The sequence below is a fragment of the Microbacterium sp. MYb62 genome (assembly GCF_002979475.1).
In the GTDB taxonomy this organism is placed as follows: Bacteria; Actinomycetota; Actinomycetes; order Actinomycetales; family Microbacteriaceae; genus Microbacterium.
Genome location: NZ_PCOY01000012.1, coordinates 67,663 through 85,962, shown reverse-complemented (window position 1 = coordinate 85,962; position 18,300 = coordinate 67,663). Strand labels below are relative to the sequence as shown.

Annotated in this window: 21 protein-coding genes; 8 read left to right on the top strand and 13 right to left on the bottom strand. The window is 68.9% G+C overall.

What is annotated here, in order from left to right; translation table 11 throughout:
- Window positions 1–29: 29 nt before the first annotated feature.
- The 7 genes from CQ042_RS13115 to CQ042_RS13085 all read right to left on the bottom strand — a co-directional run bounded on the left by CQ042_RS13115 (window position 30) and on the right by CQ042_RS13085 (window position 3,485).
- A complete protein-coding gene (locus CQ042_RS13115) occupies window positions 30–848 on the bottom strand; it encodes a basic amino acid ABC transporter substrate-binding protein (RefSeq protein WP_105670898.1) in 819 nt (272 codons plus the stop codon).
- Window positions 849–1,023: 175 nt separating this feature from the next.
- Window positions 1,024–1,326 carry a Dabb family protein gene (locus CQ042_RS13110; RefSeq protein WP_105670897.1) on the bottom strand — a complete coding sequence of 101 codons (303 nt, stop codon included), beginning with the start codon at window positions 1,324–1,326 and terminating at the stop codon, window positions 1,024–1,026.
- Window positions 1,323–1,619, bottom strand: a complete 297-nt coding sequence (locus CQ042_RS13105; RefSeq protein WP_105670896.1) for a glutaredoxin family protein — start codon at window positions 1,617–1,619, stop codon at window positions 1,323–1,325. The genes CQ042_RS13110 and CQ042_RS13105 overlap by 4 nt, the downstream gene beginning before the upstream one ends.
- Window positions 1,616–1,918, bottom strand: a complete 303-nt coding sequence (locus CQ042_RS13100) for a rhodanese-like domain-containing protein (protein ID WP_105670895.1) — start codon at window positions 1,916–1,918, stop codon at window positions 1,616–1,618. The genes CQ042_RS13105 and CQ042_RS13100 overlap by 4 nt, the downstream gene beginning before the upstream one ends.
- A 77-nt stretch (window positions 1,919–1,995) precedes the next feature.
- Window positions 1,996–2,094, bottom strand: a complete 99-nt coding sequence (locus tag CQ042_RS13095; RefSeq protein WP_003792170.1) for a 30S ribosomal protein bS22 — start codon at window positions 2,092–2,094, stop codon at window positions 1,996–1,998.
- A 156-nt stretch (window positions 2,095–2,250) separates the two neighbouring features.
- Window positions 2,251–2,442 carry a helix-turn-helix domain-containing protein gene (locus CQ042_RS13090; protein WP_017204627.1) on the bottom strand — a complete coding sequence of 64 codons (192 nt, stop codon included), beginning with the start codon at window positions 2,440–2,442 and terminating at the stop codon, window positions 2,251–2,253.
- A 110-nt stretch (window positions 2,443–2,552) separates the two neighbouring features.
- The gene (locus CQ042_RS13085; RefSeq protein WP_105670894.1) at window positions 2,553–3,485 is read right to left on the bottom strand and encodes a TetR/AcrR family transcriptional regulator; all 933 of its coding nucleotides are present in this window, start codon (window positions 3,483–3,485) and stop codon (window positions 2,553–2,555) included.
- Window positions 3,486–3,586: 101 nt separating this feature from the next.
- Between CQ042_RS13085 and CQ042_RS13080 the strand changes: the two genes are divergently transcribed.
- Together CQ042_RS13080 and CQ042_RS13075 are read left to right on the top strand one after the other, a co-directional pair.
- Entirely contained in the window at window positions 3,587–4,480 is an 894-nt protein-coding gene (locus tag CQ042_RS13080; RefSeq protein ID WP_181157561.1) for an ATP-binding cassette domain-containing protein, read from the top strand.
- A complete protein-coding gene (locus CQ042_RS13075) occupies window positions 4,477–5,304 on the top strand; it encodes an ABC transporter permease (protein WP_105670893.1) in 828 nt (275 codons plus the stop codon). The genes CQ042_RS13080 and CQ042_RS13075 overlap by 4 nt, the downstream gene beginning before the upstream one ends.
- 195 nt (window positions 5,305–5,499) lie before the next feature.
- On the opposite strand, the gene CQ042_RS13070 is transcribed toward CQ042_RS13075, so the two are convergent.
- On the bottom strand, window positions 5,500–5,916 hold the full coding sequence (locus tag CQ042_RS13070; protein WP_105670920.1) for a helix-turn-helix transcriptional regulator: 417 nt from the start codon (window positions 5,914–5,916) through the stop codon (window positions 5,500–5,502).
- 107 nt (window positions 5,917–6,023) lie between these two features.
- Here CQ042_RS13070 and CQ042_RS13065 point away from each other — a divergent pair, with 107 nt between their 5' ends.
- From CQ042_RS13065 to CQ042_RS13050, 4 genes are all read left to right on the top strand, one after another.
- Window positions 6,024–7,454, top strand: a complete 1,431-nt coding sequence (locus tag CQ042_RS13065) for a TrkH family potassium uptake protein (RefSeq protein WP_105670892.1) — start codon at window positions 6,024–6,026, stop codon at window positions 7,452–7,454.
- Complete coding sequence (locus CQ042_RS13060; protein WP_021198064.1) at window positions 7,447–8,118, top strand: TrkA family potassium uptake protein; 672 nt, start codon at window positions 7,447–7,449, stop codon at window positions 8,116–8,118. The genes CQ042_RS13065 and CQ042_RS13060 overlap by 8 nt, the downstream gene beginning before the upstream one ends.
- A gap of 75 nt (window positions 8,119–8,193) precedes the next feature.
- A complete protein-coding gene (locus tag CQ042_RS13055; RefSeq protein ID WP_105670891.1) occupies window positions 8,194–8,970 on the top strand; it encodes an ABC transporter ATP-binding protein in 777 nt (258 codons plus the stop codon).
- Entirely contained in the window at window positions 8,952–10,544 is a 1,593-nt protein-coding gene (locus CQ042_RS13050; protein ID WP_105670890.1) for a hypothetical protein, read from the top strand. The genes CQ042_RS13055 and CQ042_RS13050 overlap by 19 nt, the downstream gene beginning before the upstream one ends.
- Window positions 10,545–10,602: 58 nt before the next feature.
- Here CQ042_RS13050 and CQ042_RS13045 read toward each other — a convergent pair whose 3' ends face one another.
- Together CQ042_RS13045 and proC are read right to left on the bottom strand one after the other, a co-directional pair.
- Window positions 10,603–10,890, bottom strand: coding sequence for a DUF1905 domain-containing protein (locus CQ042_RS13045; RefSeq protein WP_105670889.1), 288 nt, complete (start codon window positions 10,888–10,890; stop codon window positions 10,603–10,605).
- Between the two features lie 4 nt (window positions 10,891–10,894).
- Complete coding sequence (gene proC / locus CQ042_RS13040) at window positions 10,895–11,734, bottom strand: pyrroline-5-carboxylate reductase (RefSeq protein WP_105670888.1); 840 nt, start codon at window positions 11,732–11,734, stop codon at window positions 10,895–10,897.
- A 59-nt stretch (window positions 11,735–11,793) separates the two neighbouring features.
- Between proC and CQ042_RS13035 the strand changes: the two genes are divergently transcribed.
- Window positions 11,794–12,765 (top strand): cation diffusion facilitator family transporter, encoded by a 972-nt coding sequence (locus CQ042_RS13035; protein WP_105670887.1) that lies wholly within the window; start codon window positions 11,794–11,796, stop codon window positions 12,763–12,765.
- A 33-nt stretch (window positions 12,766–12,798) separates the two neighbouring features.
- Here CQ042_RS13035 and tadA read toward each other — a convergent pair whose 3' ends face one another.
- Window positions 12,799–13,254 (bottom strand): tRNA adenosine(34) deaminase TadA, encoded by a 456-nt coding sequence (gene tadA / locus CQ042_RS13030; RefSeq protein WP_105670886.1) that lies wholly within the window; start codon window positions 13,252–13,254, stop codon window positions 12,799–12,801.
- 80 nt (window positions 13,255–13,334) lie between these two features.
- On the opposite strand from tadA, the gene upp reads away from it, so the two are divergent.
- Window positions 13,335–13,967: a uracil phosphoribosyltransferase gene (gene upp, locus CQ042_RS13025; RefSeq protein WP_017828113.1), complete on the top strand. Its 633-nt coding sequence runs from the start codon at window positions 13,335–13,337 to the stop codon at window positions 13,965–13,967.
- Between the two features lies 1 nt (window position 13,968).
- On the opposite strand, the gene CQ042_RS13020 is transcribed toward upp, so the two are convergent.
- Together CQ042_RS13020 and CQ042_RS13015 are read right to left on the bottom strand one after the other, a co-directional pair.
- On the bottom strand, window positions 13,969–14,754 hold the full coding sequence (locus CQ042_RS13020) for a hypothetical protein (protein WP_105670885.1): 786 nt from the start codon (window positions 14,752–14,754) through the stop codon (window positions 13,969–13,971).
- A complete protein-coding gene (locus CQ042_RS13015; protein ID WP_105670884.1) occupies window positions 14,751–18,221 on the bottom strand; it encodes a bifunctional RecB family nuclease/DEAD/DEAH box helicase in 3,471 nt (1,156 codons plus the stop codon). The genes CQ042_RS13020 and CQ042_RS13015 overlap by 4 nt, the downstream gene beginning before the upstream one ends.
- Window positions 18,222–18,300 lie beyond the last annotated feature (79 nt).

Below are 18,300 nucleotides of genomic sequence, written 5' to 3'. Positions count from 1 at the left end.
AGGTCCTCCCGCTCTACCGACGCCGCCGGTCACTTGGCCGCGAGGTACTCGTCGTAGATCTTCTGGTAGCCGCCGTCGTCCTGGAGCTCCTTCAGCGCCTTGTTGACGGCGTCGCGCAGCTCGTCCTTCTCGCCCTTGGCGAAGGCGAAGCCGTACGACTCGTCGGTCGGGTACGTCTCGACGATCTTGTAGGCGGGGTCGTCCTGCTCGTGCACGTAGTTGACCGGCTGGTCCTGCAGGATCGCGTCGATCTGCCCGGCCTGCATCGCCGGCCACAGCTCACCGTCCGAGGGGTACTGCACGAGCTGCGCGCCCGGAGCGTTCTCGCTCGCGTAGGTCTCGCCGGTCGTCCCCTGCTGCACGCCGACGTTCTTGCCGTCGAGGTCGTCGATGGATTCGATGTCCGAGTCGGCGCGCACGAGAAGCGACTGCAGAGAGTCGACGTACGGGTCGGAGAAGTCGATGTTCGCCTTGCGCTCGTCGGTGATCGTCATCGCGGAGGCACCGATGTCGCACGTGCCGGCGGCGAGCGTCGTGCCCGACTGCAGGGCGTCGAAGCCCACGTCCTGCACGGAGAGCTTCAGGTCGATCTTCTCGGCGATCGCCGCGAGCAGGTCGATGTCGAAGCCGGAGTACTGGATGTCGCTGGACGGGTCCTCGACCTCGAACGGCGGGTAGGGCACGTCGGAGCAGACCGTGAGCGTGCCCGCCTCGACCAGACCGTACTTGTCGTCTGCGGCGGGAGCGTCACTGCTGCCCGCGTCGGTGGATCCGGTCGCGCAGCCGGCGAGCGCGAGGGTGGCGGTCGCCACGAGGGCGAGACCGGCGATGAGGTTACGACGGGACATGTCGGCTCCTGTGAGTCGAGGGCGAATATGACGCCCGATGACGGGTAGGAGAACATCTAAACATGCGGCTCGTCGCGTGACCAATGACATCGTGTGACGGACGTATCACGTTTGCGTTGCAAGTGCGCGTCGCCGACGCCGTGAAATCGGATGTCGCAAGAGTTGCGACGGAGTATCAGAGCTCGAAGTCGACGGCGACGCGGGAAGCGACCACCGATCGGATGTAGACGGCGACCTCTTCGTGCGCAGGGTGCACCTGGTACTCATCGATCGCGGCGACGGAATCGAAGTCGGCGACCAGCGTCACGTCCCAGTTCGTCGCCGCGTACGCGACATTCGCACCGGCGGAGATCGAGAGGAGCTGCGGCACGACGCCGTCGAGGGCGTTCAGACGCCGAGCGACCTCGGCGGCCTGCGCCGCACGGACCTCGGCGTCTTCGGCGGCGAGCTTCCAGGTCACGACGTGGCGGATGGTCACAGGGACTCCTTCATTGCGGCCTTCGCGTCACCGCGAACGGCGGTCTCGAGTGCTTCGCGCAGTCGATCGGGCGCCACGCGCCAATGCGCGTGCAGCTCACCATCGATCAGGACGACCGGGATCTTCTCCCACCACAGCTCGTACAGCGCGGGGTCGTCTTGGATGGAGGCCTCGACGATCTCGATCTGCTCCGCCGCGGCGTCCGGCAGTTCCGCGACGACGGCATCGATCACGTCGGAGGCCACGTCGCACAGGTGGCAGTCGGGCTTGCCGATCAGCGTCAGCGTGGTCACGCCGAAGGCACCTCGACCGCACGGCCCTGGGCGATCCACTCGCCGGTGCCGCCCTCGACGTTCGTGGCGTCGAATCCGCGGCCTTCGAGCGCCTCGACGACCCGAGCCGATCGTCCACCCGCCTGGCAGATGACGTCGAACGCCTCCGCCGGCAGCTCGTCGAGGCGGTTGCCGATCTCGGACATCGGGATGTTGACGGCGCCGGGCACGTGGCCTGCGGCGAACTCGTCCACCTCCCGCACATCGATGAGCGGGATACCGGAGCGCTCGGCGAGCTCGGTGACGGTGATCGACTTCATGACATCCTCTCGGCGGGGCGGAGCTGCGGCAGAGACACAAAGCGCCCGTCCGAAGACAGGCGCTCGTGTCTGGTCGCTTACTTCTTGTTGCGACGCTGGTGGCGAGTCTTACGAAGCAGCTTGCGGTGCTTCTTCTTCGCCATGCGCTTGCGGCGCTTCTTGATGACAGAACCCACGGAAACCTCACTAAGTCAGTGGCTGGGTGTCGCCGAAATCGGACACCCGGGTACGGGCACGGAAAATGCCTCGGGTCAGTCTAGCAAACCCGAAGGCCTCGACTGTCACACGCCTCCATCGCCCGCAGACGCAAGAGCCGCATGCAGCCGTCGACGTCAGCCCACGTCGGCGATCGGCCGCTGCAGCGCATCGGCCACAGCGGATTCCGGCACGCGATAGCTGCGCCCGAATCGGACGGCTGGCAACTCCCCCGCATGCACCAGCCGGTAGACGGTCATCTTGGAGACGCGCATCAACTCTGCAACCTCAGCAACGGTGAGGAATCGGACGTCAGGAACCTCGGGCATCCCACGTACCCCTTTCTCGATGTGCACACTCTATGTGGTACCTGGGACGCGTGTAAACCTGTGTGGCTCATGTGATCAGTGAGGTGAATGGCGACCACGTCGGGAGCGGATCACCCCGGCTTACGGGCCTTCGCCAGTCGCTCCCTCGCCTCGCGCAGCGCCTGTCGCTCGATCTTGTGCGCCGCGCGCAGCGCCTTCTCCGCCTCGCGCACCGCCTTCTGCGCTTCCTTGAGGCGCCGGTCGCCCGCCACCTCGGCCGGGTCGAGGTCGATCCACTCGGTGACCTCGGCATGGGCATCGCCACGGTCCAGCCCGGCGATGTAGGCGGTGACGCCGTCGAGGGTCCGCTCGACGGCGAAGCGGAACGGGTCGGCCTCGGAGAGGAACACGTCGTCCTCGATCGCACGACGCAGCGCGGGGAACTCCTCCGCCGTGATCACGCGATCGAAGAGCGCCGCCTCACGCGCGGCCACCTCGGCCGGCGTGAGCCCGCTGCCCCGGGACTGCTCGGTGTAGCCGGCCTGCACGATCCCGCACCAGCGGGCATGGCCGGTGACCGCGAGCGCCACCGCCATCCGTTCCTCGGCCGTGAGCGGGGTGCCCTCGAGGGCGGCGAGTCCCGCATCCAACCAGGCTGAGCTGTTCGGGGTGATCGGCGAGCCCGTGATCGGCAGCGACAGCATCCACGGGTGACGGAGATAGAGGACCACCTGCGCCTCGTACAGGGCGAGCAGGCGACCGCGCCAGCCGTCGACATCGAGATGGCTCTCGGGCGGCAGACCGGTCGCCTCCTCCTGCATCAGCAGCAGCAGGTCGTCCTTCGCCGTCACGTAACGGTAGAGAGACATCGGCGTGAATCCGAGGCGTGCGGCGACGGCCGCCATCGACACCGCACCGATCCCGTCCGTGTCGGCCAGCTCGACGGCGGCCTCCACGATCTTCTCGACGCTCATCTCGCGCTTGGGCCCACGTTGCGGATTCGCCGCCACACCCCAGGCGAGGGCGATACCCCGCGGCAGCTCCGGCGGCTCGATGTCGGTCATGCGCTCATCCTACTTCTGTTTATTGAGTAAACAGTGTGTTACCGTCATACACAGTTGCGTTGCTCATACACAGTTTTTGTCATACACAGAAGGGATCACTGATGGATACAGCCATCGAGGTCAGGGGCCTGCGCAAGGCCTTCGCCAAGAAGACCGTGGTCGACGGCCTGGACTTCACCGTCGGTCGCGGCGAGGTCTTCGCACTGCTCGGACCCAACGGGGCGGGCAAGACCACCACGATCAACATCCTCACGACGCTGAACACCGCGGATGCCGGGACGGCGACGGTCGCGGGCTGGGACGTGCGGACCCACGCCGTGGAGGTTCAGCGACGGATCAGCCTCACCGGGCAGGCCGCCGCCGTCGACGATGCGCTCACCGCGACGGAGAACGTGGTCATGTTCGCCCGACTCGCCGGACTCGGACGAGCCGCCGCCACGCGGCGCGCGGCCGACCTCATCGCCCAGTTCGACCTGACCGACGCCGCTGCGCGTACCGTACGCACCTTCTCCGGGGGCATGCGGCGCCGGCTCGATCTCGCGCTGAGCTTCGTGGTGACCCCGGAGGTGCTGTTCCTCGATGAGCCGACCACCGGCCTCGACACCCGGAGCCGCCGCGACCTCTGGAGCATCATCCGCATGCTGGCGGCCGCGGGCACCACGGTGTTCCTCACCACGCAGTACCTGGAGGAGGCCGACCAGCTCGCCGACCGGATCGCGGTGCTGCACGACGGCGTGATCGCCGCCCTCGGCACCCCGGCCCAGCTGAAGGCCCGCGTGGGAGGGGACACGGTCGAGCTCCACGACGACCGCGGAGAGCTCCTGCGCGAGATCCCGACCGACGGCACCGTCACCGACCTCCGGCGAGCGCTCGACCTGCTCGACGAAGAGGGTGAAGACGGGGTCGTCACACTGCGCCGCCCGACCCTCGACGACGTGTTCCTCGCCGTCACGTCGTCCTCGCTCGCCACCCCTCCCGCGAAGGAGTTCGCATGAACACCATTCTCGCCACGTCCCGTGCGACGGCGGCCCCCTCCCCCGTCCTCTCGCCGCGCCCCCGGCTACGCGGCTTCACCGCAGAGGCGGTGTTCGTCGGGCGCAGCCTCCGCCATTCCCTGCGCGACGGGGAATCGCTCCTGATGGCGATCATGCTCCCGGTCATGCTCATGCTCATGTTCACGTGGGTCTTCGGCGGCGCCATCGATCCCTCCGGCGCCTATGTCGACTACGTGGTGCCGGGCATCATCCTCACCTGCGCGGGTTTCGGCGCGTCGTCCACCGCGGTGTACGTCGCGAACGACATGCGTACAGGCATCATCGACCGGATTCGCACGATGCCCTTGCGGGCGGGCGCGGTGCTGACCGGACACGTCGTCGCGAGCGTGCTGCGCAATCTCATCGCGACCGCGATCGTGATCGGCGTCGGCATACTGGTCGGGTTCCGCCCCCGCGCCACCGTCTGGGAATGGATCGCCCTGGCCGGACTCATCGCGCTCTACATCCTCGCCATCACCTACCTGTTCGCGGCCATCGGGCTCGCCGCAGGAAGCCCCGAAGGCGCCAACGGGTACGGATTCGTGCTGCTGTTCCTGCCCTATCTCTCCAGCGCGTTCGTGCCGGTGGCGAGCATGCCGGAGTGGTTGCAGCCGGTTGCGGCGAACCAGCCGATCACGCCCATCGTCGAGACGATCCGCGGCCTGCTGACCGACACGCCGGTGCAGGACGAAGCATGGTGGGCGATCGGCTGGTGCCTGGTCATCCTCCTGATCGCGGTGACCTGGGGCGCCTGGCTCTTCCGCCGCAAGGCCGGACGACGCTGATCCCGTCGGAGAGCGCCCGCGTCCCAGCCGGCGCATAGGCGTTCTCCGGCGGGCGCTCATCCGCGACTGCCACAGTCGACACAGGACTCGCGCAGGCACCGCCGAGTCCACGCGGGTCTGGGGATCCGCGGATCGCCCCTGACGACACGCCCCCCGGTCGTCAGGGGCGAGGTGTCTCCGGGCGCCGCTGCTCCCTCAGGCGCCCAGCCGCTTGAGGGCCGTGGCGACGACGTGCTTCGCGGATGCGGCGGCGCGACCGACGACCTCGGCAGCGTGTGCCGCACTGTCGGGAAGCGGGATGCCGGGGTAGTCGATGTGCGGGGCATCGTCGCCGAACGCATCCACCAGGAAGGGGACCAGCCAGTCGTCCACGACCTCTAGCGGCTCGACGGCGAGACTGTAGAAACGGCGCTGCCCGTCTTCGCGCACGGTCACGAGCTCGGCATCGCGCAGCACCTTCAGATGCTTCGACACGGTGGGCTGGCTGATGCCCAGGTCGGCGACGATCTGACTGACGCTGGTGCCCGTCTCCCCTTCGGTCGTGCGTCGCAGCAGGAGCTGGAGGATGTCTCGCCTCGTACCGTCTGCGATCACGTCGAAGATGTCCGTCATGAGATCAGGGTAGTCGTCCCCGGCACGGAGTACCATGACGAAGGCTCGGCGACCGGCGCCGTGCGACCGCATGGCGCGGCCGAGGAAGACACCAGAGGGGGGCAGCGATGTCGGGCATCGCTTCGGCGTCGTCCCCACGACAGGGCCTCAGAGGTGCCGCCGGCTGGGTGAAGCACCTCGTTACCTCGTCTCCCTCGCGCTTCGCGATCGTCGTCTTCGCGCTGCTGATCCTCGTCTTCACGGTGCTCCTCTCCCTGCCGATCGCCTCCGCGAGCGGCACGGTCACACCCCTGAGCGATGCCCTGTTCACGGCCGTCTCCACGATCTGCGTCACCGGTCTCTCCACGGTCGACATGGCCAACCACTGGTCTCCGTTCGGGCATGTCGTCGTCTTCCTTGGCGTGAACATCGGCGCGCTCGGCGTGCTCACCCTCGCCTCGCTCATGGGCATGCTGATCTCCAAGCGCCTGGGGCTGCGGGCGAAGCTGATGGCCGCCGGCGACACGAACCCCCTCCGCGCGCACGGCGGCGTGGTCAACGAGAGCCAGACCGTGCGTCTCGGCGAGGTCGGCCAGCTGCTGACCACCGTGGCCGTCTCGGCACTGATCATCGAGGCCACCCTCGCCGTGCTCCTCTACCCCGCGCTCCTGATGGCCGGGGTCGACCCCATCGCCGCGCTCTGGGAAGCGCCGTACTTCGCGGCCATGGCCTTCACGAACACGGGCTTCGCGCCGAACGACGGCGGTGTCGCGGTGTTCGCCGACGACTACCTCGTGCTCTCGCTCCTCATGGTGGGCGTGTTCCTCGGCAGCATCGGCTTCCCCGTCATCTACACCCTCGCCAAGCATGTGTGGCATGTGAAGCGCTGGTCGCTGCATACCAAGCTCACCCTCGTCACGACGGTGCTGCTCTTCATCCTGGGTGCCGCGGTTTTCGTCATCCTCGAGTTCAACAACCCGAAGACGTTCGGGTCGATGGATGCCGCCGACACCACGTTCCAGGCGTTCTTCCTCTCGGCGATGACCCGATCCGGCGGCTTCAACGTGATCGAGATGGACGACCTGAACGGCTCGTCCCTGCTCGCCGCCAGCATGCTCATGTTCGTCGGCGGCGGCTCCGCGTCGACCGCGGGCGGCATCAAGGTCACCACGCTCGCCGTGCTGGCCATCGCCGTCTGGTCCGAGGCCAAGGGCCGCCAGTCCGTCGAGGCCTTCGGGCGCCGCATCCCGAGCGACGTGCAGCGCGTGGCTCTCAGCGTCGTCGCGTGGGGTGCGACGATCGTGGCGCTGTCGACGATCGTGATCGCCCAGATCACCAAGGAAGACATCAGTCACGTCCTGTTCGACGTCATCTCGGCGTTCGGCACGGTCGGCCTCTCGACCGGTCTCACGGCGGAGCTTCCCGATTCGGCGTCATACGTCATGGCCGCGACCATCTTCATGGGCCGCGTTGGTACAGTGACACTCGCCGCGGCAGTCGCCGCGACATCACGAACGCAGTACTACTCACTGCCCGTGGAAAGGCCGATCGTTGGTTGAAGTCCTCCGGGGCGACGCTCCCGTCCTCGTCATCGGCCTCGGCCGGTTCGGTGCCGCCTGCGCCGGAGAGCTCGACCGCCTCGACCGCGAGGTGCTCGCGATCGACGACAACCTCGAGCTCGTGCAGAAGTGGTCCGACCGGGTCACGCACACGGTGCAGGCCGACGCGAAGAACATCGACGCCCTCCGGCAGATCGGTGCACAGGACTTCCAGGTCGCGGTCGTCGCCGTGGGCTCCTCGATCGAGGCCTCCGTGCTCATCACGGCCAACCTCGTCGACCTCAAGGTCCCGCAGATCTGGGCCAAGGCCGTCTCGCAGTCGCACGGCAAGATCCTCGCCCGCGTCGGCGCGAACCACGTCATCTACCCCGAACGCGAGGCCGGTGAGCGTGTGGCGCACCTCGTGAGCGGACGGATGCTCGATTTCATCCGCTTCGACGACGACTTCGTGCTCGCCAAGATGTACCCGCCCAAGTTCATCCGCGGAGTCGGCCTGAACGAGTCGGGTGTGCGCTCCAAGTACAAGGTCACCGTCGTCGGCGTGAAGAGCCCGGGCAAACCTTTCCGCTACGCCGAGGCGAACACCATCGTCACGAACCACGACCTCATCATCGTCTCCGGCACCAACAGCGACATCGAGCGCTTCGCCGGGCTCGACCGCTGACGCGGCGTCCGCGCGATCGCGGACTCCCCCTCGCGGCTGATGTGCCGGCTCCGGCCGTCGTGATGGGATGGGCCCATGACCGACCCCACAGCGGCCCCTCCCGTCCTCGCCCTCCGCGGACTTCGCAAGCAGTTCGGGCAGAAGGTCGCGGTCGACGACCTCTCCCTCGACGTCCCTGCCGGTTCGATGCTGGGCCTGCTCGGACCGAACGGGGCCGGCAAGACCACGACGCTCGCCATGGCCACGGGCCTGCTGCGTCCGAATGCCGGAACCGCCTGGGTGCTCGGCGCCGACGTCTGGCAGAACCCCGCGGAGGCGAAGGCCCGCATGGGCGTGCTCCCCGACGGCATCCGCATGCTGGACCGCCTCTCCGGCGCGGAGCTTCTGCGCTACACCGGGCTGCTGCGGCGCATGCCCGAAGCCGAGGTGGTGTCGCGCAGCGGCGAGCTGCTCGATGCGCTCGGGCTCGCCGATGCGCGCGACACCCTCGTCGTCGACTACTCCGCGGGCATGCGCAAGAAGATCGGTCTCGCCTGCGCCCTCATCCACGCCCCCCGCCTTCTCATCCTCGACGAGCCGCTCGAGGCCGTCGACCCGGTGTCTGGCGAGACGATCCGGCAGATCCTGCGGTCGTTCGTCGACGGCGGCGGCACCGTGGTGCTGTCCAGCCACGTGATGGAGCTCGTCGAATCGATGTGCGACCGGGTGGCGATCGTCGCCGAGGGGCGCCTCCTCGCGCACGGTCCTCTCGACGAGGTGCGCGCCGGCCTTTCGCTGCAGCAGCGGTTCCTCACGCTCGTGGGAGCACACGACATCGGAACGGAGACGCTCGCGTGGTTGCGCTCCTCGTAGGCCTGCGCTGGCGGCAGCTGCGCCATCAGCTGTCGCGCAATCCGTGGATGATCGTCACGCTGATCATCACCGGCCTGATCGCTCTGGGGTTCCTCGCCGGCCTGACGGCAGGTCTCGTGGCGCTGCGATTCGCCGCGCCGGAGGCAGCGGTCACCGCGATCGTGCTGACCGGCGCCGTGATCGTCCTCGGCTGGTGGATCGGCTCGATCCTGGTCAGCGCCGATGACTCACTCGCCCCCGAGCGGTTCGCCCTGCTGCCGGTGACGGCACGTTCGCTGCTGCCGGGGTTCGTGGTCGCCGGCGCGACGACCATCGGCGGCATCGGGACGACGGTCGCACTGCTGCTGATGCTCCTCGGCTGGTCGGTGAGCCTGCCGGCGCTGTTCAGCGCCCTGATCATGATCCCCGTGGCGGTCGTCACCTGCGTGCTCGGCGCGCGCGTCGTGAGCGGCCTCCTCGCCGGCTGGCTGGCCCGGCGCAGCATCCGCGACCTGGTCGTGACGCTCGGAGTGGTGCTCGTCGCCTCGTCCGGTGTGCTGCTGAACCTCGGGGTCGGGGCGCTGTCCAGAGTGGGCGATGTCGGCGGGGCATTGACCGGCATCGCCGAGATCGTCGGCTGGACGCCCCTCGGCGCCGTCTTCGGCGTTTCGGGCTCTCTCGCCCAGGGCGACCTCGTCTCCGCGGCGCTCCGTCTCCTCATCGCCCTCGCGACCGTCGTCGCGCTGTGGTTCGCCGCGCAGGGGCTGCTCGCCGCACGCCTGGTCGCCCCGATCCAGAGCAGCGGCGGCGGTCGCGTGCGCTCCGGTGGCCTGCTCGATCGGATGCTGCCGGCCACTCCCGCGGGCGCGATCGCAGCGCGCACGCTGCGGTACTTCCGCCGCGACCCGCGGCAGGTCGTGAACATCGTCATGCTCCTGCTGCTGCCCGCGATCTTCATCGGCATATCGCTCATGAACGGCTTCCAAGACGAGTCGATCGGCTTCGGCCCCGCCGTCATCCTGATCCCGGCGATCAACGCGCTGCTCGCCGGAACGATCGTGCAGATGGCCATCGCCTACGACAACGACGCGGTCGCGATGCACATCCTCACGGGCGTGAGCGGTACGGCGGACAGGGCAGGTCGTCTGCTCGGCTTCGGACTGATCGCGCTCCCCGTGACGATCGCGCTGTGCGTGGCGACGTGCCTTCTTGCCGGACGGCCCGATCTGCTGCCGGCAAGCCTCGGGGCCGCCATCGGGCTCACGGCGATCGCCGCAGGCGCCGGAGCTTGGGTGGGCAGCTTCCTCCCCGGCCGTGCACCCGCTCCGGAGGCGAACCCCTTCGGCCGCGGGTCGTCGGGCGGGGTGCAGTCGCTGCTCGCGATGATCATCATCGGGCCGATCACGCTCGCGCTCGGCGCCCCGGCATTCGGATTCGCCATCGCGGCGATCTGGAATCCGGCGCTCGGCTGGGTCAGCCTCGCCCTCGGAGTCGTGTTCGGCGGGCTGGCGCTCTGGGGCGGAGCCGTTCTCGGCGGGAGGATCCTGGAACGGCGCTGGCCCGAGGTGCTCGCCGAGGTGTCGAGCGAGAGCTGATCACGGCGAACGCCCTGCCCGGGCCGGGCACGGCGTCAGGCCGAGGCGCGAGGGTGGCTCAGGCGTCGATGTCGAGGAGGACTTCGACCACGTCGTCGACGCCGAGACCCTCACGATCCTGCAGCACCTTCTTGATCGGCACGATGTAGCCGCCGTCCTTCGGCCAGAGCGAGGTGGTCACCGTGGTGTCGCCGATCGTGACGGACGCCGGGATCATCCCCCATCCGTAGGTGACGACGGATGCGACTTCGTGGATCATCTCGCTCTCGACAGGCGGCACGGTGACGAAATGGAACGGTGCGGGGCCGCGCCAGAACCAGATCGCCCCCTCGATGCGCAGCCGCATGGGCTCAGGATCCGGCGGCGAGTTCCTTCGCCCTGGCGAGGGCGGCGGCTGCGGCATCGGCGAAAGTGCGGTCGAGGTGCGCGTCCTGCAGCACGGCGACTGCGCGCTCCGTCGTGCCCTTCGGACTCGTGACCCGGCGGCGCAGTTCGGCGGGGTCCTCCCCCGAGGCGTCGAGCAGTGCGGTCGCGCCGATGAACGTCTGCTCAACCATCAGCCGGGCGTCCGCTTCATCGAACCCCATGCCGATGGCGGCCTTCGTGAACTCCTCGATCAGCAGATACACGTAGGCCGGACCGGAGCCCGAGATCGTGGACAGCGCATCGATCTGAGATTCCGGCACCTCGACGACGGCACCGACGGTCTCGAAGAGGCGACGGACCAGTGCGAGATCCTCCTCGGGGACCGTCGCACCGGCGGCGAGACCGGTGACGCCCTTGCGCACGGTCGACGGCGTGTTGGGCATGGAGCGGATGACACGGGCCTCCGGACCGAGCACGTCGGCGAAGGTCTGCAGCGTCACGCCGGCGGCGACGCTCACCACGATCGCGTCGGCGGCGAGATGCGGCGCAATCTCGCGGAGCAGATCGGGCACAATGGCCGGCTTCACGCCGACGAGCACGATCCGCGCTCCTGCGGCGCCCTCGGCGTTGCCCTCCGGCCGTTCGGCGAGGGCGATGCTCGTGACGCCGTCGAGGCCGGAGAACGCCCCCGCCTTCTCCGCCGTGCGGTTCGTCGCGGTGATACCACCGTCGACCCGGATGCCCGAGGCGACCACTCCTCGGAGGATCGCACCGCCCATCGAACCGGCACCGAGGAAAGCGAGAGGAGGAAGCGAGTCAGCCATGTCGTCATCCTACGGCGAGCACTCCGACATCCTCGGGCACGCGGTTCTAGACTCGTCCCATGAGTGCATCCGGGGGCAACAAGGCCATCGTCGCGGCGTTCCTGGCGAACATGGGCATCGCCCTCGCGAAGTTCATCGCCTGGGCCCTCTCCGGTTCGGCCTCGATGCTCGCGGAGGCCATCCACTCCGTCGCCGACTCCGGCAACCAGCTGCTGCTCATGCTGGGTGGGCGCAAGGCGCGGCGCGAAGCCGACCGTGCGCACCCGTTCGGCTACGGCCGCGAGCGCTACGTGTACGCCTTCGTCGTCTCGATCATCCTCTTCTCCGTCGGCGGCCTCTTCGCGATCTACGAGGGCGTCGAGAAGCTCACGAACCCGCACGAGCTCGACAAGACCTGGTGGTGGCTGCCGCTGGTGGTTCTCGTCGTCGCGATCGGACTCGAATCCTTCTCGCTGCGCACCGCCGTGCGCGAGAGCAACCTCGTGCGCGAGAAGGGCCAGTCCTGGGTGTCGTTCGTTCGCCGCTCGAAGGCCCCGGAGCTCCCGGTCGTCCTGCTCGAAGACGTCGGTGCTCTGACCGGCCTCACGTTCGCACTGCTCGGCGTCGGCCTCACCCTCCTCACGGGCAACCCGATGTTCGATGCGCTCGGCACCGTGATGATCGGCGTGCTGCTGGTGCTGATCGCGATCGTGCTGGGTATCGAGACGAAGAGCCTCCTGGTCGGTGAAGGAGCGACGCAGGCCGACCACGACCGGATCGTGGACGCGATCAATGCGGGTGACGAGATCGAGAAGATCATCCACATGAAGACCCTCTACCTCGGCCCGGACGAGCTGATGGTGGCGGCGAAGATCGCCCTCAACGCCGACAAGCCGCTGCGCGAGGCCGCCGACGACATCGACGCGATCGAGGCGCGCATCCGCGAGGCCGTACCGGTCGCGCGCATCGTCTACATCGAGCCCGACGTGTACCGCCCGGCGATCGACCCCGAACCCTCGACCGACGTCTTCGTCCTCAAGTCGTCGGACTGACCGGGGACTCCGCTCGGCGCCACTGCTCGAAACTCAGCGCCGCCGCTCGAAGAACGCGCGCAGCAGCGCGGTCGCCGCATCCGCCTCGATGCCGCCGACGACCTCGGCGCGGTACGGCAGTCGTCGATCGCGCAGCACGTCGTACATCGAGCCCGCTGCTCCCGCCTTGTCGTCCCAGGCGCCGAAGACCACGCGGCCGATGCGGGCCTGGAGGATCGCCCCGGCACACATGATGCAGGGTTCGAGGGTGACCACGAGGGCGTGCCCTTCGAGGTTCCAGGAGCCGACGGCCGCGGCCGCACGCCGGAGTGCCTCGATCTCGGCGTGACCGGTCGGATCGTGAGTCTCCTCGCGGGTGTTGCGCCCCTCGGCGATGATCCGCCCCTCCGGGTCGAGGACCACCGCTCCGACGGGGATCTCGGATGCCGCCGCCGCCTCGGCTGCGAGCACGAGGGCGCGCTGCATGGCGAGGTCGTCGGCTGCGGTCATGCGTCGAGCCTACGACAGCCGCCGAGCGCGGCCGGAGTCTCGATGTCGTGGCTGACCGCACGGCGCATTACCCTGTATCCATGCGCGTTCACGTGGCCGACCACCCTCTCATCACTCACAAGCTCTCGGTGCTGCGCGATGCGCGCACGCCGTCGCCGGTCTTCCGGCAGCTCACGGAGGAACTCGTCACGCTGCTCGCGTACGAGGCGACGCGCAACGTGAAGGTCAGCCCGATCGAGATCACGACTCCGGTGACCACCACCATGGGCGTGAAGATCTCGGAGCCGCGCCCGATCGTGGTGCCGATCCTGCGCGCCGGTCTCGGCATGCTCGAAGGCCTCGTGAAGCTGCTCCCGACGGCCGAGGTCGGCTTCCTCGGCATGGTGCGCGACGAGACGACGTTCGAGCCGACGACCTACGCCGAGCGTCTGCCCGACGACCTGAGCGACCGCCAGTGCTTCGCGATCGACCCGATGCTCGCGACGGGCGGCTCCCTCGCCGCGGCGATCCAGTTCCTGTTCGACCGCGGTGCGAAGGACGTCACCGCGATCTGCCTGCTCGGGACTCCCGAGGGCGTCGCCGCGATCGAGGCCATGGCGGGCGACCGCGATGTCACCCTGGTGCTCGGTGCGCTCGACGAGCGTCTCGACGAGAAGGGCTACATCGTGCCAGGACTCGGCGACGCGGGCGATCGGCTCTACGGCACGGTCTGAGTCAGACCGGCTCGGGCAGAGTCAGGCGGTATGCGCGCTCGTCTCCGTAGTGGGTGAAGCCGGCGCGCGCCAGGATCGGCGCTGAGGTCGAGATCCGACCCTTGACCAGCGCCGTCTTCGCGCCCCAGGCGGCGCTCTGCCGGAGTCGCTCCGCGAGGACGGCACGATACGCTCCGCGACCACGGTCTTCCTCACGTGTGGAAGCGCCCCAGAGTCGGACGAACCCGTCGACGATCGTGCACCCTCCGGTGCTGACCGCTCGGTCGCCGATCCGCGCGAGGACCCGGAAGCCTTCGCGAGTCTCGAGCGCGGTCGCCACCTCGGCGAGCTCCTCCCGCAGCCCTTGGGCGTCGAGCGGCTGCTGCTGCCAGACCGGCACGTTGATCGCATCGACGTCGCGCACCTGCTCCCGCGTGCGCACGATCTCGACCGTGACCTCGTCAGGGACGTCGACGACTGCACCGTCGACCGAGAGGGCGAAGACGGCGACCGTGTCGATGTGCTCGGCGTTGCGCCCGCGCAGCTCTTCCTCGAGGTCGGGAGCGTCCGATGGGTTGGTCCAGAACGTGAACTGCGATTCGCCCCACGCGCGGGTGCGATCGATCGCGTGGTCGAGCACGGCCGCCGCGTCGAGGTCGGAGCGGACCTGCGACCCCCGCACCCCGCCTCCGAACCGCTGCGGGTATCGCACGAGCTGCAGGTGTTCGTTCCGATGATCGCTTTCTCGGGGGAACCATACCCACGCTGCCGACGCACGGAGGATCTCTTCGGCCGTGTGCCCGCTCATGAGGCCGCCCCGACCAGACGGGCGAAGGCGCTGAGCCTCGCCACACCTTCCGGCGTGTACGGCAGATCGTCGAGCAGCGCGGGCGAGTGGATCAGGTACGCCACCACCTGCGCGCGGGAGATCGCCACGTTGAGTCGATTCTGGAGCAGCAGGAACTCGGGGCCGCGCGGAGCATCCCGGCCGCTGGATGCCGCGAGCGAGGTGATCGAGACGACGGCCTCCTTGCCCTGGAAGTTGTCGACCGTGCCCACCGGAACATCGGGGAATCCCGCCTCGGCGAGCGCATCGAGCACGAGCTGACGCTGCGCGTTGTAGGGGGTGACGACGATGATGTCGGACGGGGCGAGCGGCCTCGCCGTGGCGTCCGGGTCGTTGTCGGTGAAGGTTCTGCCGACCAGATCGCGCACGAGTCGTACGACCTCCGCGGCCTCCTCCGGCGACTGGGTCGCATTGCCGCGGTGGCGCAGCGGCACGACGTGGAGCCCCGGATCGATGCCGTCGAGGGATCGGAGCTCCGTGCCGGGCGCCGAGGCGAGTTGTCCGGCATAGGCGAGCTTCGACACCGGCGCGGCCACGAACGGATGCATCCGCCACGATCGTGCCAGGAAGTAGCCGTACTCGGGTCGCACGACCGGGTCGCCGTCCATCACCCAGCCGAGGGCGGAGGTGTCGACCGGCTCGGGGTGGGCGCCCTGGCTCACCTGCGGGAGCTGCTGCGGATCGCCGAGGAGCAGCAGCCGCTTCGCCCCGGCGGCGACGGCGATCGTCGAGGCGAGTGAGAACTGCCCCGCCTCGTCGATCACGAGGAGGTCGAGGCCGGCACGGTCGACGCGCTGCGTGTTGCTGAAGTCCCAGGCCGTGCCGCCGACGACGGCTCCCTCCCCCGCATGCTCGGCGAGGAAGGCGGCCATGCCGTTCTTCGGGATCACGGTGTAGGGCGGCTCCGCATCGGGATCCTTCGGCGCCTTCGCCACCTGCGCCGGCGAGACCCCGTCGGCGACGACACGCGAGAGGAGCGTCTCGATGATGGCGTGCGACTGCGCGACGACCCCGACCTTGAACCCGTGTTCGTTCACCAGACGCGCGATCACCCTCGATCCCGTGTAGGTTTTCCCGGTTCCGGGAGGGCCCTGCACGGCGAGATAGCTGCGGTCGAGGTCGAGGACCCCGCGCACGATCGCATCGATCGTGTCATCGCCGGCCTCCGGCAGAGCGCTCCCCGACACGGTACGCGGAGGGAGTCGGCGCAGGATGTCGGTCGCCGCATCGTGCGGGAAGCCGGGGGCGGCGACGTGCACGGCATCGGCCCACTCGTCGATCGCCCCCTGCAGCGAGACCACGCGGGGAGGCGCCGCCGGCGTCAGCGCGACCGGCAGCTCGTCCCAGGTCTGCCCCTGCACGGCCGACTCGGTGACGAGGTAGCCGTCGTCGAGCACCTCGGCCACCGTGACGGTGTGCGGCACGTGGACCGCGCGGGACGGCACTTCGGTGTCGAACGGCGCAGGCACCTCATAGAGCGCGAACGGCTGCGCGCCGGGGCCGAGCGTGGTTCCGGGCGAGACCTCGCCGCGGATCTCGACGTCACGGGACATCACCCGACGCCCCTCACCGATGCTCCAGTCGCGGCGCACGGCCGACGACGGCCGGTCGATCCGCACCACGTCGCGCGTGCCGTCCCACATCGTCACCGGCTCGCGCAGCCGCTGGAAATGCGACACCCAGAAGCTCTTCGCCTCCCGAGGGAAGTAGTCGATGGCGGCCGCGGCGATACGGTGCACGAGCCCGTCGCCGCCGTCGTCCACCGCGCGCTCCGCATCGGCGAGCAGCGCGACCGAGCGGGGCGACGGCTCGTAGATGACCTCGTCGGCGTCGTCGGGCGGCGCGGGCGTCACGCCCTTCTGCCGGGCGATGTCGATGAGCCAGTTGCGCAGCCGTCGTGTCGATACGCAGTCGTAGCGGTTGTAGTCGGCGAGGTCGGCGAGGACCGCGTCGGCCTCGGACCGCTCCCCCGCCGCCGCGAGCTCGCGCGCCGCGACGTACTGCACGATCGAGTCGTCGCCCTTCTGCACGTCGCTGGTGCGCACGTCTTCGCCCATGTAGAGCGGTTCGAGCTTCTTGATCGAGTACGACCGGGAGCCGACGCGGACCGTGCGCAGCACCAGCGGGTAGAGGTCGACGAACACGCCTTCTCTCAAGAGCCGATCGACCTCGCCTTCACGCACGCCGTGACGTGCCGCCATCGCCACGAGGTGCGACGTCTCGTACGGTGCGTAGTGGTAGATGTGCATGCCGGGATGCGCCAGCCTGCGTGCGTTGACGAAGTCGAGGAAGGTCTCGAGCGCCCGCTTCTCGTCGGCGAAGGTATGAGCCCACAGCGCCGAGTACTGGTCGGCGTTGTCGACCCAGCCGAAGAGGTAGTCGATCCCCCAGTGCGCCTCGCCGTCGGCAGCAGGCTCCGTGTAGAGGGGATCGCCCTCGAAGTCGAAGAAGATGTCGCCGTGGCTGGGCAGCGGGAGCGTGTGGATCGCCTGCGCGTAGTGGACGTCGAAGGTCGGCACACCTTCGGCATCGGCGCGCAACTGCAGACGGGCCTGCGCGCGCAGGGTCTCGAACGTGTCGACGTTCATGCCCGCCGGAGCGTCGGTCGCATCGGCGAGCGCATCGATCGTCTCGATACCGGATGCCCGCAGCCGCGCCCGCTGCACCGGTCGCATGCGCGCCACCATCAAGAGGTCCCGGTGCGCGATCACCTGCTCTTCGCACGTCGCACAGCGTCCGCAGGCCACGACCTGGAGGTCGCCACGGTCATCACCCCACGCGAGGGGAGCGCCCGGTGCGCCCTCGGAGATGCGGCGGTCGGCGATGAGAGCGCGCAGCCGGGCACGCCGCACCTGGAAGAGCGGGAGGAGATCGTCGACCACGTGCGTACTGAGGGTGCCGTCGCCGAGGATGAGATCGACCTCGTCCGAACGCGGGATGCCGAGGCGGTCGAGCTGGTCGACATATGCCGCGAGCTGCATGAGGGCGGTCACACGGGCCTTGCGGGCGAGTTTCGAGTCCTGCACCCGCCAGCGCCCGTCGTGGTCCTTGCGGAGGAAGTCCGCGAAGCCGACGAACTCCTCTGTGGCGAAGGCCGCCTGGAAGACCACCTGCGCGTCTGAGCGCAGTGCGGCCACGGTCTCGTCGATCGCGGCGGCCAGCGCTTCGGCATCGACGGACGAGACCTTCTCGACGCGGTGGACGTTCGCGTCACCGAGATCGTCGATGTACCGGGCGAGCACGTTCTGCTCGTGCACGTCGCCGAGCTCGGCGGCCCGCTTCAGCGTCGCGTCTTCCGGCTCTTCGACGGCGGGCACGCGGCCCAGCTTGGCGTCGATCGCCCGACACCACGCGAACTCGCATTCTGCGGCCGCCTTGAGGTCGCTCGCGCTCCAGATGACGCGCTGCGCCTGAGTGTCGATCCGCACGATGCTCCCGTTCTGTCGGATGCTTCGACACTAACCGCGGCATCCGACACGGGCGAAGCGGAGCGCCTCTCTCCCGAAG

Bases quoted from the DNA above. Each gene is read 5' to 3' on its own strand.
- CQ042_RS13115 (WP_105670898.1), bottom strand. From the start codon at position 848: ATGTCCCGTCGTAACCTCATCGCCGGTCTCGCCCTCGTGGCGACCGCC.
- CQ042_RS13100 (WP_105670895.1), bottom strand. From the start codon at position 1,918: ATGAAGTCGATCACCGTCACCGAGCTCGCCGAGCGCTCCGGTATCCCG.
- CQ042_RS13090 (WP_017204627.1), bottom strand. From the start codon at position 2,442: ATGCCCGAGGTTCCTGACGTCCGATTCCTCACCGTTGCTGAGGTTGCA.
- CQ042_RS13085 (WP_105670894.1), bottom strand. From the start codon at position 3,485: ATGACCGACATCGAGCCGCCGGAGCTGCCGCGGGGTATCGCCCTCGCC.
- CQ042_RS13080 (WP_181157561.1), top strand. From the start codon at position 3,587: ATGGATACAGCCATCGAGGTCAGGGGCCTGCGCAAGGCCTTCGCCAAG.
- CQ042_RS13075 (WP_105670893.1), top strand. From the start codon at position 4,477: ATGAACACCATTCTCGCCACGTCCCGTGCGACGGCGGCCCCCTCCCCC.
- CQ042_RS13070 (WP_105670920.1), bottom strand. From the start codon at position 5,916: ATGACGGACATCTTCGACGTGATCGCAGACGGTACGAGGCGAGACATC.
- CQ042_RS13065 (WP_105670892.1), top strand. From the start codon at position 6,024: ATGTCGGGCATCGCTTCGGCGTCGTCCCCACGACAGGGCCTCAGAGGT.
- CQ042_RS13055 (WP_105670891.1), top strand. From the start codon at position 8,194: ATGACCGACCCCACAGCGGCCCCTCCCGTCCTCGCCCTCCGCGGACTT.
- CQ042_RS13045 (WP_105670889.1), bottom strand. From the start codon at position 10,890: ATGCGGCTGCGCATCGAGGGGGCGATCTGGTTCTGGCGCGGCCCCGCA.
- proC (WP_105670888.1), bottom strand. From the start codon at position 11,734: ATGGCTGACTCGCTTCCTCCTCTCGCTTTCCTCGGTGCCGGTTCGATG.
- CQ042_RS13035 (WP_105670887.1), top strand. From the start codon at position 11,794: ATGAGTGCATCCGGGGGCAACAAGGCCATCGTCGCGGCGTTCCTGGCG.
- tadA (WP_105670886.1), bottom strand. From the start codon at position 13,254: ATGACCGCAGCCGACGACCTCGCCATGCAGCGCGCCCTCGTGCTCGCA.
- upp (WP_017828113.1), top strand. From the start codon at position 13,335: ATGCGCGTTCACGTGGCCGACCACCCTCTCATCACTCACAAGCTCTCG.
- CQ042_RS13020 (WP_105670885.1), bottom strand. From the start codon at position 14,754: ATGAGCGGGCACACGGCCGAAGAGATCCTCCGTGCGTCGGCAGCGTGG.